This is a genomic window from Streptomyces sp. NPDC019396, from assembly GCF_040632375.1.
Classification (GTDB): domain Bacteria; phylum Actinomycetota; class Actinomycetes; order Streptomycetales; family Streptomycetaceae; genus Streptomyces.
This window is the reverse complement of the sequence record NZ_JBEYBS010000006.1, coordinates 76,471-90,790: the sequence shown is the minus strand read 5'-3', so window position 1 is coordinate 90,790 and position 14,320 is coordinate 76,471. Positions and strand designations below refer to the sequence as shown.

Sequence of the window (14,320 nt, the reverse complement as noted above, 5' to 3'; positions counted from 1 at the left end):
CTTGGCGCTGATCGGTGAACGTGCACGGCGGCCCGGTACCCGGACGGCGGCATGTCGGCTGAGGCTATCGGATGCCCGGAATCCCGAGCTCACCGAGGTTTGGGTGCTGTGGGGCCGTCTAGACCCCACTCCCCTAGATCATCAACGATCGGCACCCCGACCGACAAACGCGCACGGTCGGGCCGGTGCGGCCGGGCCGTAGGGTGGCGGCCATGACATGGCTGATTACAGGTGGAGCGGGCTATATCGGGGCCCATGTGGCGGGCGCCATGGCCGCGGCCGGGGAGCAGGTCGTCGTACTCGACGACGTCTCGACCGGAATCCCGGGGCGGCTTCCCGACGGAGTGCCCCTGGTGCGAGCGTCGGTGCTGGAACGGGAGGCCCTCGACCGGGTGCTCGCCGAGCACGCGGTCACCGGTGTGGTGCATCTCGCGGCGAAGAAGCAGGTCGGGGAGTCCGTGGAGCAGCCGCTGCGCTACTACGCCGACAATGTGCACGGACTGACGGTGCTGCTCGATGCCGTGGTCGCCGCGGGCGTGCGGCGCTTCCTGTTCTCCTCGTCCGCCGCTGTATACGGGGTGCCCGACACGGAGCTCATCACGGAGGACACCCCGGCCGTGCCGATCAACCCGTACGGCGAGACCAAGCTCGCCGGTGAATGGCTGGTCAGGGCGGCCGGGCAGGCCCACGGGATCGCCACGGCCTGTCTGCGGTACTTCAATGTGGCGGGCACCGCCAGGCCCGAGCTCGCCGACACCGGGGTGTTCAACATCATTCCGATGTTCTTCGACCGGATCACCCGTGGTGAGGCTCCACGGATCTTCGGTGACGACTACCCGACCCCGGACGGCACCTGCATCCGCGACTACATCCATGTCGCGGACCTGGCCGACGCGCACCTGACGGTGGCCCGCCGGCTGACCGCGCAGCAGGGAGCGGGCGACCTCACCGTGAACGTCGGCCGCGGTGAGGGCGTCTCGGTCCGGGAGCTCGCCCGGCTGGTGGCCGAGGTGACGGGGCACGGCACCCCAGCGGTCGTGGCGCCGCGCAGGCCGGGTGACGCCGCGCAGGCCGTGGCCTCGGTCGAACGGATCGGCAGGGAGCTGGGCTGGACGGCCGGGCGCGGGGTGCGCGAGATGGTCGAGTCGGCCTGGGACGGCTGGCTGCTGCGCCACCCCGAAGCCGCCGCCCGCTGATGGTCACCACGCTCTGACCTGCGGACGTAACCGCAGGTCAGAGCATATGACAACGGTGTTCAACGTCGTGTTGCCCGATACCCCCCACCCGTAGTTCACTGGGCCCCGGCTGGCCAATCGGACAGATCACTCTCCGACTCATCCGACGACGACCCGGGAGGCTGCACTCATGGGGGCTGGGCACGACCACGGCCATACGCACGGCGCACCGCCGACAGGCACCGCGGCCGCCGCCTACAAGGGGCGGCTGCGGGTCGCGCTGGCGATCACGCTGAGCGTGATGACCCTGGAGATCGTGGGCGGGATCCTGGCCGACTCGCTGGCGCTGATCGCCGACGCCGCGCACATGGCCACGGACGGCCTGGGTCTTGCCATGTCACTGCTGGCGATCCATTTCGCCGCCCGCCCGGCCGACTCCCGGCGCACCTACGGCTTCGCCCGCGCCGAGATCCTCGCCGCGCTGGCCAACTGCCTGCTGCTGCTCGGCGTCGGCGGTTTCCTGCTGTACGAGGCGGTGCAGCGCTTCATCACCCCGGCCGAGACCAAGGGCGGGCTCGCCATCGCGTTCGCTCTCGTCGGCCTGATCGCCAACATGGTGTCGCTCTCCCTGCTGGTCCGCGGCCAGCGCGAGAGCCTCAATGTGCGCGGGGCCTATCTCGAGGTACTCGCGGACGCGCTCGGTTCGGTGACGGTGCTGGCCTCGTCGGCCGTCATCGTGGCCACCGGCTGGCAGTCGGCCGACCCGATCGCCTCGCTGGTGATCGGCCTGATGATCGTGCCAAGGACGGTCAAGCTGCTCAGGGAGACGCTGAACGTGCTGCTCGAAGCGGCGCCCAAGGACGTCGACATGGCGGAGGTACGCGAGCACATCAGGGCCCTGCCGGGTGTGGAGGACGTCCATGACCTGCACGCCTGGACCATCACCTCGGGAATGCCGGTGCTCTCGGCCCATGTGGTGGTCGCACAGGAGGTGCTCGACACGGTCGGCCACGAGAAGATGCTGCACGACCTCCAGGGTTGCCTCGGGTCCCACTTCGACGTCGAGCACTGCACGTTCCAGCTGGAGCCGGGGGGCCACGCGGAGCACGAGGCGAGGCTGTGCCACTGAAGGGCTCCGCGAGCGAGACCAGGACCGAACGCACAGGTGAAGGAGCGCATCCATCGTGACGCAGAGCGGTGTTCTCGACAACGGCGGCGGCTGGCGGGCACGCCCGGAGACGGCGGCCGACCGTCCGGCGGTCCGCGCCGTGAACGCGGAGGCGTTCCCGACCCGCGACGAGGCCGACCTCGTGGACGCGCTGCGCGAGGACGGCACGGCGTGGCTTCCCGGTCTCTCGTACGTGGCCGAGGCGCCGGACGGCTCGATCGCGGCGTACGCCCTCCTGACCCGTTGCCGTGTCGGGGACGCGCCCGCGCTCGCGCTGGCACCGTGTGCCACCGCGCCGCGGTTCCAGCGGCAGGGTGCGGGGTCCGTGGTGATCAAGGCACTGCTGGACGCGGCACGGGCTCGCGGGGAGCGTCTGGTCGTGGTGCTGGGCCATCCGGAGTTCTACCCCCGGTTCGGCTTCGCCCCGGCCTCACGGCTGGGTATCGCACCGGGGTTCGAGGTGCCCGACGAAGCGATGATGGCGCTGGTCCTGGACGGTTCCACCGACGTGCCGCGGGGCATGATCGAGTATCCCGAAGCCTTCGGGGTCTGATCCCCGTCCGTGCCCGCCGCGCGGCCGCGTGACGGGCTCGGACATGCCTCAAGAGCGGTGAAGTACGGACAAGCCGCTTTTTTACGGCAGACTGAGCTGGCCCCCAGGGCCGTGGACCGAAGCGAAGGATGGCTATGCCGACCACACCCGCCACCGCGGCGAACAGCTCGCCGAACGGCACGATGCAGCCGATCTTGCTCGAACTCGTCGACGAGAGCGGTCAGACCATCGGCACCGCGGAGAAGCTCTCCGCCCATCAGGCACCCGGTCAGCTGCACCGGGCCTTCTCGGTGTTCCTCTTCGACGAGCAAGGGCGGCTGCTGATCCAGCGCCGCGCCCTCGGGAAGTACCACTCCCCCGGTGTCTGGTCGAACACCTGCTGCGGGCACCCGTACCCGGGTGAGGCGCCGTTCACCGCCGCCGCCCGGCGCACCTTCGAGGAGCTGGGCGTGTCGCCTTCACTGATGGCGGAGGCGGGTACCGTCCGCTACAACCACCCGGACCCGGACTCCGGCCTGGTCGAGCAGGAGTACAACCACCTCTTCGTGGGCATGGTGCAGGCTTCGCTGCGCCCGGACCCGGAGGAGATCGGCGAGACGGCGTTCGTGAGCGCGGCGGAGCTGGCCGAGCGGCACGGCCGGGACACCTTCTCCGCGTGGTTCATGACGGTGCTGGACGCCGCACGCCCGGCGATCAAGGAGCTCACGGGTTCGGCCAGCGGCTGGTAGCCCACGGGTCGGGGGACTCCAGGGGCAGCATCGCCCAGATGACCTTCCCGCCGGTCGTGGTGTGCTCCACGTCGCAGCTGCCGCCCGCCTCGCGGGCGATCTCCCTGACAAGCAGCAGACCGCGGCCGCCGGTCTGCGCGTAGTCGGTCTCCAGCGCCCTGGGTCGGTACGGGTGGTTGTCCTCGACGGCCACCCTGATCCAGTCGGCGCCGATCGCCACCTCGACCGCGAGTTCGGGTGAGAGCAGGGCCGCGTGCCGTACGGCGTTGGTCACCAGCTCGGAGATGATAAGCAGCATTCCCTGGAGCAGTTCGTCCCGTACCGGCACGCCCTGGCGATGGATCAGATCACGGACGGCGTGCCGTGCCTGGGGCACGGACACCTCCACTGCCGGTGCGGTGAACCGCCAGACGCCTTCGTACGACAGTGACCGCGCCGGGACGCTCCCGGGGCTCTCCATAGTCCCGCACCCACCCTCGTGAATCGTGGTCAGGGAAAACCTGATCAGGCCCGCCGGGCTGGTCAGGGAACCTGTTGACCTGGCGTGTGCCACGAGTGTTGGGAACGGGTTGGTCCATACCGAGGCGCTGACGACAAGTAGACGGCTATCGATGAATTCCGACCGTGTCAGCCCGATCTTGTCGGTTGCCCGACCGATCCTGGCCAGGTGTCGCCCGATAGCATCCGGCCCATGGACCGAACGGAGCCGCAGCAGGGGCAGATCTCCGCGGAGGTGACGGACTCAGTCGCCACCGTCGTCATCGGCAACCCCGGCAAGCGCAACGCGATGACGGCCGCGATGTGGACCGCGCTGCCGACCGTACTCGAACGGCTCGCACAGGACCCCGGAGTGCGGGCGCTGGTGCTGACCGGCGCGGGGAGCACCTTCTGTGCCGGTGCGGACATCTCCTCGCTGCGCGCCCACTCACCCGGTGCGGACGAGGACCCGCAGAGTCTGGCCGTACGGGCCGAGGAGGCACTCGCCGCCTTCCCCAAGCCGACCATCGCGGCGGTGCGCGGGTACTGCGTGGGCGGTGGCTGCCAGCTGGCAGCCGCCTGCGATCTGAGGTTCGCCGGGGAGGGAGCCTCCTTCGGCATCACCCCGGCCAAGCTGGGGATCGTCTATCCGGCGTCTTCCACCCGGCGGCTGGTGGGCCTGGTCGGGCCGGCCACGGCGAAGTACCTGCTGTTCTCGGGCGAGTTGGTCGGATCCGAGCGGGCGCTGCGCACCGGCCTGGTGGACGAGGTGCTGCCCGAGGGCGAGCTGGGCAAGCGGGTCGCCGAGTTCACCCGCGTACTGGTGAGCCGGTCCCAGCTGACCCAGGCGGCGGCGAAGGAGTTCGCATCGGGGCGCACCGACCGGGACGCCCACTGGACCGCCCAGGCGCGCGCCAGCGGCGACTCCGCCGAGGGAATCGCCGCTTTCCTGGAACGCAGGCCGCCCCGGTTCACCTGGACGGTGTGACGAAACGGCCGGTTCCTGCGCGGCGTGCCGGCACGGACCGGGCGGCGCGCCGGCGGCCGCGAGTGCGGGTCGGTGTACCGGCCCGCTGCGCGGGTGTGGACGTCAGCCCGCTTCGACCACCGCCCGCCCCGGGCCGCCGCGCCAGTAGGCGACGACATCCGCTGGCGCCTTCTCGGGCGAGCCCGCGTCGTAGGGCGGCTGCGGGTCGTACTCGGTGAGCAGCTGCACGGTCTGGGCGACCTGGTCGCCCGCGATCCGGCCGAGCAGATGCAGCGCCATGTCGATACCGGAGGACACTCCGGCAGCGGTGACGTACTTGCCGTCGAAGACGACACGCTCGCCGGTCGGCCGCGCACCCAGTGCGCGCAGATCGTCGAGTGCCAGCCAGTGGCTGGTGGCCCGGCGCCCCTCGAGGAATCCGGCCGCTGCCAGGACGAGGGATCCGGTGCACACGGAGGTGGTCCACGTGCTGGTGGCGTCCACGGCCCGCAGCCAGTCGAGGACCGCGGGGTCCTTCATCGCGTCACGCGCTCCCGGGCCACCTGGTACGAGGACGAGGTCCGCGGCGGTCACCTCGGTGAGGTCCCGGTCGGCCACCAGGGTGAGGTTGTCCTGGTCGTTGCGCACCGGACCAGCGCTTTCGGCCACGAAGAGGGTCTTCGCGTCCGGCAGGCGGCTGAGCATCTCGAACGGGCCGACCGCGTCCAGGGCGGTGAAGCGGTCGTAGAGCAGGATGGCGATCTGCATGATGGGGGGGCTCCTCCATGTGTCGGTGTGCTGGTGCCGGTGTGTCGGTGGTGATCAGCGGTGGAACGCCCTCGTCGTGTGTGCGGTGCGCGGGGTGCTGAAGCGGCGGCGGTACTCGGCGGGCGCCGTCCCGATGGCCTTGACGAACGCGCGCCGCATCGTCTCCGGCGTTCCGTAGCCGCACGCGCGGGAGATCTGCTCGATACCCTCGTCCGTGTCTTCCAGGAGCCGACGGGCGTGCTCCAGCCGCACCCGGTCGACATAGTGCCCCGGGGTCGTACCGGTCTCCGCGCGGAACGCGCGGGCGAACTGACGGGGTGAGAGCCGGGCACGGGCGGCCAGGGCCTCGACCGACAGGTCGTCGTCGGGGTGCTCGGTGATCCACTGCTGTACGTCGCGCAACGGATCACGTCGGGCGGTCTGTGCGGCGAGCTGCGCGCTGAACTGCGCCTGGTTTCCCGGGCGGCGCAGGAACACCACCAGATGGCGGGCCACGGTCAGGGCGACGTCCCGGCCCAGGTCCTCCTCGACCAGCGCGAGGGCCAGGTCGATACCCGCGGTGACGCCGGCCGATGTGGCGATCCGCCCGTCCCGTACGAAGATCGGGTCCGGGTCGACAGCCACCCGTGGATGGTTGCGGGCGAGGTGGTCACAGACGGACCAGTGCGTGGTCGCGCGGTGCCCGTCCAGCAGCCCGGCCTCTGCCAGCAGCAGCGCACCACTGCACACGGAGACCAGCCGCGCCGCCGCGGGCGCGTGGACGCGCAGCCAGTCGACCAGCCGGGCGTCCGAGTGCCTGGTGCCCTCTCCTCCCGGGACGATCAGCGTGCCGGGCGGTCCGCCGTCGCCGAGAGCACAGTCGGGCACCAGAGTGAGCCCGCTGGAGGTACGGACGGGTGCACCGTCGAGGGAGGCGGTGCGGATGCGGTACGCGAACGCCGCGCCGGGAGCCTTGCCCGCGCCCGCGAAGACCTCCAGAGGGCCGGTGACATCAAGGCTCTGCACTCCGTCGAAGAGCACGACCAGCACGGTTCTCCGGATGTGATCCGGTTGATCGGGTTCGTCAGGTCGGCCGGGTTGGCCGGGTCGCTCGGGCATGTGTCCATGGTCGGCGCCGAGCCGTACGACCGCAATGACGAGAAGCCCACCTTTCCTGCCATGCACACCCTCCCTTCCGGTCATACCAACCAGTCGGTAGCCTGCGGTTCATGAGCTCTCTTCCCCCGCGCACGGGACGCCGCTGCGCCAGCGCCCTCAATTCGACGCACTCCATCGTGTACTTCTCGCCCGACCTCCCCGAGGCCTTCGCCGGGATCGGCATCGAGGACCGCAGCGCCGCCGCCCTCTCCGGGCGTGCCGCCGCGCTGGGCGCCGTCGGGCCCGGCACGGTCGCGGCTGCGTTCTCCAACTACAACCACGAGCTGCTGGCCCGTCACTTCCCCTCGGTGTGGGAGACCGCCTCCCCTGCCACCGTGCTGGCGGCCAGGCTGCGCACCGCCGACTCCACCCTGCGCAGGCTCCTCGGTGACGAGGGGGTCGAGTCCAAGGAGATGGCCGAGGCCGCGGGACTGGCGCTGCGCGCCGCCGAGGCGTGCACCCGCCACGCGCGCCCGCTCTACTCGGCGCACGCCGACCTGCCCGTACCGGACGAACCACACCTCGCCTACTGGCACGCGGCGACCCTGCTGCGCGAGCACCGCGGCGACGGGCATCTCGCCGTGCTGCTGTCGGCCGGACTGGACCCGCTGGAGGCCATGGCCAGCCACACCGCGACGGGCAAGGGCATGTCCCCCCGCTGGGCCCTCGCCACCCGCGGCTGGCGGCGCGACGACTGGGACGCGGCACAGGAGCGGCTGCGCGAGCGCGGGCTGCTCGGCGCCGACGGCGAACTGACCGCGGAAGGCAAGGCGTTGCGCGAGGAGCTGGAAAACGGGACCGACCGACTCGACGCAGCCCCGTACGAGCACCTCGGCCAGGCGTCCGTCGAACGCCTCACCGAGCTGGCCTACGGCTTCCTGGGCACTGCGGTCGCTGCCGGTGCGTTCCCCGCCGATCTGCTCGGCAAGGACTGACCTCCGGCCAGCGCGCCGGAGGGGGCACGCGACACGGCGCCCGGCCACCCGGCAGAATGCAGGCAAAGGGGTCGCGGTCCTGCGCCGCACGGACAGGACCGCGCGGCCCCCAGGCACAGCCAGCATCAGAAGGCGAGTCGGGAAACCGTGACGACGTCCATCGAAGGCAGGATCGCCGAGGAGCTCGGCGTACGCGAGCGGCAGGTGAGGGCGGCCGTCGAGCTGCTCGACGGCGGGTCCACCGTGCCGTTCATCGCGCGCTACCGCAAGGAAGCGACCGAGATGCTCGACGACGCGCAACTGCGCACGCTCGAGGAGCGGCTGCGGTATCTGCGGGAGCTCGAAGACCGGCGCACCGCGGTCCTGGAGTCCGTACGGGAGCAGGACAAGCTCACGGCCGAGCTCGAAGCGCAGATCCGGGCGGCCGACACCAAGGCCCGCCTCGAGGACATCTACCTGCCGTTCAAGCCCAAGCGGCGCACCAAGGCGCAGATCGCCCGCGAGGCCGGTCTGGAGCCGCTCGCCGACGGACTGCTCCGCGACCCGTCCGTCGAGCCGCTCGCCGCCGCCTCGGCGTTCGTCGACGCGGACAAGGGGGTCGCCGACCCGGCCGCCGCGCTGGACGGCGCCCGGGCCATCCTGACCGAACGCTTCTCCGAGGACGCGGACCTCATCGGAGAACTGCGCGAGCGGATGTGGACGCGTGGGCGGCTCGCGGCGAAGGTCCGCGAGGGCAAGGAGGAGGCGGGCGCCAAGTTCGCCGACTACTTCGACTTCGCCGAGCCGTTCGCCGAGCTCCCCTCACACCGGGTGCTGGCGATGCTGCGCGGTGAGAAGGAGGAGGTACTCGACCTGGTCCTGGAGCCCGAGGAGCCGTCGGACGAGCCCGGGCCCTCGACGTACGAGGGCATGGTCGCCCGCCGCTTCGACGTGGCCGACCGGGGCCGGCCGGCCGACAAGTGGCTCGCGGACACGGTTCGCTGGGCCTGGCGCACCCGGATCCTCGTGCATCTCGGCATCGATCTGCGGACGCGGCTGCGGACCGCTGCCGAGGACGAGGCGGTGCGGGTCTTCGCGACCAACCTGCGGGACCTGCTGCTCGCCGCCCCGGCCGGCACCCGGGCCACACTGGGCCTGGACCCCGGTTTCCGCACGGGTGTGAAGGTCGCCGTGGTGGACGCCACCGGCAAGGTCGTCGCCACGGACACGATCTATCCGCATGTCCCGGCGAACAAGTGGGACGAGTCGCTCGCGAGGCTGTCGCGGCTCGCCGCGGAGCACGCGGTCGATCTGGTGGCGATCGGCAACGGCACCGCGTCCCGTGAGACGGACAAGCTCGCCAGTGACCTGATCGCCAAGCACCCCGAGCTGAAGCTGACCAAGGTGATGGTGTCCGAGGCCGGTGCCTCCGTGTACTCCGCCTCCGCGTTCGCCTCCCAGGAGCTGCCGGGACTCGATGTCTCCCTGCGCGGCGCGGTCTCGATCGCCCGCCGGCTCCAGGACCCGCTCGCCGAGCTGGTGAAGATCGACCCCAAGTCGATCGGTGTCGGCCAGTACCAGCACGACCTGTCCGAGGTGAAGCTGTCCCGTTCGCTGGACGCGGTGGTCGAGGACTGTGTGAACGGCGTCGGTGTCGACGTCAACACGGCGTCCGCGCCGCTGCTTTCGCGCGTGTCCGGCATCGGCACGGGACTCGCCGAGAACATCGTGGCGCACCGCGACGCCAACGGCCCCTTCCGCTCCCGCAAGGAGCTCAAGAACGTGGCCCGGCTCGGCCCCAAGGCCTACGAGCAGTGTGCGGGCTTCCTGCGGATCCGTGGCGGCGACGACCCGCTGGACGCTTCCAGCGTGCACCCCGAGGCGTACCCGGTGGTGCGGCGGATGGTGAAGAACACGGGCAGCGAGGTGGCCGGGCTGATCGGCAACACCGCGGTGCTGCGCTCGCTGCGCCCGGATGACTTCGTGGACGAGACCTTCGGTCTGCCGACGGTCAGCGACATCCTGCGTGAGCTGGAGAAGCCGGGGCGCGACCCGCGACCCGCGTTCAAGACGGCGACGTTCAAGGACGGCGTCGAGAAGATCGCGGACCTGGCGCCGGGAATGGTGCTGGAGGGCGTCGTCACCAACGTGGCCGCGTTCGGCGCGTTTGTCGACGTCGGTGTGCACCAGGACGGTCTGGTCCATGTGTCGGCGATGTCCCGCACCTTCGTCAAGGACCCGCGGGATGTGGTGAAGTCGGGCGACGTGGTGAAGGTGAAGGTGCTCGACATCGACATCCCCCGCAAGCGGATCTCCCTGACGCTGCGTCTGGACGACGAGGCAGCGCAGAACGCTCCGGGTGGCGGCGGTCAGCGCCGTGAGCGCGGCCAGGGCAGCCGACCGCCCCAGCAGCGCCAGGGCGGCGCCGGACGCGGAGGCAACGGCGGCGGCGGGCGCGGCGGCAGCGGCGCCAGCGCGGGCGGGGGTCGCCCTGCCCAGGCAGCGGCGAACAGCGCGATGGCGGACGCACTGCGCAAGGCGGGCCTGCTGGGGCCGAACAAGGGCCGGGGCGAGTAGCGGCGACGCCGGCCGGGGTGCCACGGGCTGTGCCGCCGCACCCCGGCCTGTCCGTTCACTAAGGCAAGGGCAGTCCCGTGATCCCCAGTGGATGGGCGTGCGGCGTCGGATGCGTGGGGGGCTCCCCCTGCCCCCTGCCGTCCTCCGTACCGGGCGTATCCGGATGCCCGGCACCGCGGCATTGGCAGAACCCCGGCGAAGCCAGGGGGAGAGTGCCGTAGCCGGCGTCGCGCGCCCGCAGGGAGCTACGGGACAGCCCTCAGGGGGTGAACCTCAGCGCCCATTCCGCACGGTCGCGTACGGCGGGGTCGCCGTCCCGGGTCAGCGGCTCGAGCAGGGCGCGGGCGCGGGCCGGGTCCGTATGCACCAGGTCGACGATCTCGGTCGCCAGCCCGTCCTGGTCGTCGCCGAGGTCCACGGCGGAGGCCCGCAGCAGCACCGGCAGGGCACCGACACCTCCGATTCCCGCGATCACCCCGCCGAGCAGCTCACGGGCGTAGGAGTTGCGCGCGCCGACACTGCGGTCGAGCTCCGCCTCCAGGCGCGGCAGCAGAGCCGTGTCACCGGACGCCGCGATCTCGTCGGCCAGGTCGATGGTCTGGTCGACATCGGCGTCCAGGTCGTCGACGAGTGCGCACAGCCGGGTCAGTGCATCGGCCATCAGAACTCCGTCACCTTTCCGTCCGCCACCTCGACGCGGCGCGTCGTACGGACCGCTTCCAGCATCCGCCGGTCGTGTGTGACCAGCAGCAGTGTGCCGCCGTACGAGTCCAGCGCGGACTCCAGCTGCTCGATGGCGGGCAGGTCCAGGTGGTTCGTGGGCTCGTCGAGGACCAGGAGGTTGACCCCACGGCCCTGGAGCAGGGCGAGGGCCGCACGGGTGCGCTCGCCCGGGGAGAGGGTCACCGCCGGACGCAGCACGTGGACGGCCTTGAGGCCGAATTTGGCCAGGAGGGTACGGACATCGGCGGGCTCCATGTCGGGGACCGCCGCGCAGAAGGCGTCCAGCAGCGGCTGTGTGCCGTGGAAGAGCCTCCTCGCCTGGTCGACCTCTCCGACCACGACCCCGTTGCCCAGCGTGGCGTGACCCGCGTCCAGCGGCAGCCGGCCGAGGAGGGCCGCGAGCAGGGTCGACTTGCCCGCGCCGTTGGCGCCGGTGATGGCGACCCGGTCGGCCCAGTCGATCTGGAGTGACGCCGGCCCGAACCGGAAGCCGCCACGTCGCAGCTCCGCCTCGCGCAGGGTGGCGACGACGGCGCCGGAGCGGGGTGCGGTGGCGATCTCCATCCGCAGTTCCCACTCCTTGCGGGGTTCCTCGACGGTATCGAGGCGTTCGATCATCCGCTGGGTCTGGCGGGCCTTGGCGGCCTGCTTCTCGCTGGACTCGCTGCGGAACTTGCGGCCGATCTTGTCGTTGTCGCCCGACTTGCGGCGCGCGTTCTTGACGCCCTTGTCCATCCAGGAGCGCTGCATCTGGGCGCGGCCCTCCAGCGCGGCCTTCTTGTCGGCGTACTCCTCGTAATCCTCGCGGGCGTGCCGGCGTGCCGTGTCCCGTTCTTCCAGATAGGCCTCGTAGCCGCCGCCGTAGAGGGTGATCTGCTGCTGGGCGAGGTCCAGCTCGAGCACCTTGGTGACGGTACGGGCGAGGAACTCGCGGTCATGGCTGACGACCACCGTGCCCGCACGCAGTCCCTGGACGAACTTCTCCAGCCGTTCGAGACCGTCCAGGTCCAGATCGTTGGTGGGTTCGTCGAGGAGGAAGACGTCGTAGCGGGAGAGCAGCAGCGAGGCGAGACCCGCACGGGCGGCCTGGCCGCCGGAGAGGGATGTCATGCACTGGTCGAGCCCGACGGTCAGCCCGAGCGAGTCGGCGACCTCGTCGGCACGCTCGTCGAGGTCGGCCCCGCCGAGCGCGAGCCAGCGCTCCAGGGTGGCCGCGTATGCGTCATCCGCGCCGGGGGTGCCGTCCACCAGGCCCTGTGTCGCCTCGTCCATCGCGGCCTGCGCCGCGGCGACGCCGGTGCGCCGGGCGAGGAACTGCCGCACGGTCTCGTCCGCGCGCCGCTCCGGCTCCTGGGGGAGATGGCCGACGGACGCGGTGGGCGGCGAAAGGCGCAGCGTGCCCTGCTCGGGTGTGTCGATCCCGGCGAGCAGCCTGAGGAGGCTGGACTTTCCGGCGCCGTTGACACCGACGAGACCGATGACGTCACCGGGCGCGACCACGAGGTCGAGACCGGAGAACAGTGATCGCTCGCCGTGCCCGGCGGCGAGTTCCTTGGCGACGAGGGTTGCACTCATGAGGAGGCCGATTCTATGGGTCCCTCCGGGCCCCGGGACGCCAGAGGACCCAGGGCGCCGTCCAAGCGATCCTCAAGGACTGCCCGGCCAGGACCTGGGCACGACGCGGTGTGAGTGCCGTGTCGCGCACAGTGTCGTGCCGCGCGGGGTCAGCACTCCGCAAGCGGCTGCCCCGCGGTGAGGTGGTGGGCCGCACGCTCGTCGAGCAGCAGGGCGACGAGGTCCCGCTGGGACTGCCGCAGGGGTACGTACGCTCCGTCACGGCCATCCGGCCCCGCCGGCAGGGCAGCGACCCCGTGCAGTGCGAGTTCGTCCCTGACGTCCGCGTACTGTGCGGCGGACAGCCGGTAGCCGCAGGGCGGGTCGGTGAGCGTCTCTCCGGGGGTGGCCGGGTCGTTGTCGGCCCCGCCCAGATACACCGGCCCCCGGTCGGTGAAGCCCGCGAGCCTGGCGCGTCCCGTGGTGGCCTCGATCCTTGCCCGCCGCTCGCCGACATAGCGGAAGGCGCCGCCCAGCGCGGCGAGTTGGCTGTGCACCCGGCGCCGGTTGTTCAGTGCCGGGTCCTGCTTCTCGGCGTCGGTGAGTGCGTCCACCCGGGTCTCCACGAGCAGCCCGACGGAGTGCTTGATACCGGCGGTGTTGCGCAGGATGCGTTCCTGGCCGTCCCCGGCGACCTGCTTCACCGGCTCACCGGTGACGGGATCGGTCCAGATCCCGTAGATACCGCTGCTGTATCCCGCCTCGTGGGCGGCGGGGCGTACGAAGGTCTCGGAGAGTGCGTGCGCCTCGTCGTGCACCTTCGGGTCGGTGTTGAGGTTGCGCGGCCAGAGGGAGAGCAGGTCCTTGTCGTAGTACCGCGCCGTGGCCCCGTACTCGTGCAAGTCATAGACGACATCCGGCCGTTCATCGCGGAGGACGGCGGCCATGGTGCGGCCCTCGGCGGTCCTGAGGGCGATGTGGTCGCGGTTGATGTCGACGCCGTCCGCGTTGCCGCGGGTGTCGGCGGCGCGGCCGTCCGGGTTGGCGGTGGGGATCACAAGCACGGTGGTGCGGTCCAGGAAGCGCCGGGTGGCGCTGTCACCGGCCGCTGCGAGATCGCGGATCGTGGTGAGGCAGGCTTCGCGGCCGGAAGGCTCGTCGCCGTGCTGACTGCAGATCAGCAGCATGGTGTTCGCGGTGGGGTGGCCACTCCCGATGCGCACGAGCTGGAGGGGGCGGCCCTGTCCGGTGGTACCGATCGTGCGCAGCGATACCCGCCGGCTGGCCCGGTCCACGGCTGTGAGGAAGACCTCCTCCTCCGGCTGGCTGGTCCAGCGCGCACCCCGGGACTCCTCGAATCCGGTACGCGGCAGCAGCCTGCCGGGCGACCGGGCACCACCCTCTTCCTGTCCGGCTTGCTGCCTGATCGGTGCCGCGTGGGCGGCAATGCTCATCTGTGGGGCGGCGAGCGCGGCGCAGAGGGCCAGAGCGAGCGGCAGGCGACGGCTGTACCGGGCGGGTATCGGCATGCGCGCACGGTACGCCGGGCAACTCCTGGGCGACAGGGGGCGCCTGGGTG

At 71.3% G+C, this 14,320-nt stretch carries 12 protein-coding genes and 1 pseudogene; 7 read left to right on the top strand and 6 right to left on the bottom strand.

The features are described 5' to 3' along the window. The first annotated feature begins 212 nt into the window (after nucleotides 1-212). The 4 genes and pseudogenes from galE to idi all read left to right on the top strand — a co-directional run bounded on the left by galE (nucleotide 213) and on the right by idi (nucleotide 3,624). Nucleotides 213-1,196: a UDP-glucose 4-epimerase GalE gene (gene galE / locus ABZ532_RS08925; RefSeq protein WP_361280585.1), complete on the top strand. Its 984-nt coding sequence runs from the start codon at nucleotides 213-215 to the stop codon at nucleotides 1,194-1,196. A gap of 169 nt (nucleotides 1,197-1,365) precedes the next feature. Continuing rightward, entirely contained in the window at nucleotides 1,366-2,304 is a 939-nt protein-coding gene (locus ABZ532_RS08920; RefSeq protein ID WP_361280582.1) for a cation diffusion facilitator family transporter, read from the top strand. 100 nt (nucleotides 2,305-2,404) lie between these two features. Further along, nucleotides 2,405-2,896: pseudogene (locus ABZ532_RS08915) on the top strand (N-acetyltransferase); the annotation flags it as partial. A 134-nt stretch (nucleotides 2,897-3,030) separates the two neighbouring features. Beyond that, nucleotides 3,031-3,624 carry an isopentenyl-diphosphate Delta-isomerase gene (idi, locus tag ABZ532_RS08910; RefSeq protein ID WP_361280581.1) on the top strand — a complete coding sequence of 198 codons (594 nt, stop codon included), beginning with the start codon at nucleotides 3,031-3,033 and terminating at the stop codon, nucleotides 3,622-3,624. On the opposite strand, the gene ABZ532_RS08905 is transcribed toward idi, so the two are convergent. Next, complete coding sequence (locus ABZ532_RS08905) at nucleotides 3,599-4,084, bottom strand: ATP-binding protein (RefSeq protein WP_361280580.1); 486 nt, start codon at nucleotides 4,082-4,084, stop codon at nucleotides 3,599-3,601. The genes idi and ABZ532_RS08905 overlap by 26 nt on opposite strands. A gap of 231 nt (nucleotides 4,085-4,315) precedes the next feature. Here ABZ532_RS08905 and ABZ532_RS08900 point away from each other — a divergent pair, with 231 nt between their 5' ends. Further along, nucleotides 4,316-5,089 carry an enoyl-CoA hydratase/isomerase family protein gene (locus ABZ532_RS08900; protein ID WP_361280579.1) on the top strand — a complete coding sequence of 258 codons (774 nt, stop codon included), beginning with the start codon at nucleotides 4,316-4,318 and terminating at the stop codon, nucleotides 5,087-5,089. Between the two features lie 102 nt (nucleotides 5,090-5,191). Here the strand turns inward: ABZ532_RS08900 and ABZ532_RS08895 are convergent, their stop codons facing one another. Together ABZ532_RS08895 and ABZ532_RS08890 are read right to left on the bottom strand one after the other, a co-directional pair. Then, the gene (locus tag ABZ532_RS08895) at nucleotides 5,192-5,836 is read right to left on the bottom strand and encodes a DJ-1/PfpI family protein (protein ID WP_361280577.1); all 645 of its coding nucleotides are present in this window, start codon (nucleotides 5,834-5,836) and stop codon (nucleotides 5,192-5,194) included. Nucleotides 5,837-5,890: 54 nt separating this feature from the next. Then, the gene (locus ABZ532_RS08890) at nucleotides 5,891-6,934 is read right to left on the bottom strand and encodes a GlxA family transcriptional regulator (protein ID WP_361280575.1); all 1,044 of its coding nucleotides are present in this window, start codon (nucleotides 6,932-6,934) and stop codon (nucleotides 5,891-5,893) included. A 110-nt stretch (nucleotides 6,935-7,044) separates the two neighbouring features. Between ABZ532_RS08890 and ABZ532_RS08885 the strand changes: the two genes are divergently transcribed. Beyond that, nucleotides 7,045-7,908, top strand: a complete 864-nt coding sequence (locus ABZ532_RS08885; RefSeq protein ID WP_361280574.1) for a hypothetical protein — start codon at nucleotides 7,045-7,047, stop codon at nucleotides 7,906-7,908. A 147-nt stretch (nucleotides 7,909-8,055) separates the two neighbouring features. Further along, nucleotides 8,056-10,464 (top strand): Tex family protein, encoded by a 2,409-nt coding sequence (locus ABZ532_RS08880; protein ID WP_361280573.1) that lies wholly within the window; start codon nucleotides 8,056-8,058, stop codon nucleotides 10,462-10,464. Nucleotides 10,465-10,723: 259 nt separating this feature from the next. Here the strand turns inward: ABZ532_RS08880 and ABZ532_RS08875 are convergent, their stop codons facing one another. From ABZ532_RS08875 to ABZ532_RS08865, 3 genes are all read right to left on the bottom strand, one after another. After that, nucleotides 10,724-11,125 carry a hypothetical protein gene (locus ABZ532_RS08875; protein ID WP_361280571.1) on the bottom strand — a complete coding sequence of 134 codons (402 nt, stop codon included), beginning with the start codon at nucleotides 11,123-11,125 and terminating at the stop codon, nucleotides 10,724-10,726. Beyond that, on the bottom strand, nucleotides 11,125-12,762 hold the full coding sequence (locus ABZ532_RS08870) for an ABC-F family ATP-binding cassette domain-containing protein (RefSeq protein ID WP_361280570.1): 1,638 nt from the start codon (nucleotides 12,760-12,762) through the stop codon (nucleotides 11,125-11,127). Before ABZ532_RS08870 ends, ABZ532_RS08875 begins: the two co-directional genes overlap by 1 nt. A gap of 149 nt (nucleotides 12,763-12,911) precedes the next feature. Then, the gene (locus tag ABZ532_RS08865) at nucleotides 12,912-14,270 is read right to left on the bottom strand and encodes a M14 family metallocarboxypeptidase (RefSeq protein WP_361280569.1); all 1,359 of its coding nucleotides are present in this window, start codon (nucleotides 14,268-14,270) and stop codon (nucleotides 12,912-12,914) included. Nucleotides 14,271-14,320: the final 50 nt, after the last annotated feature.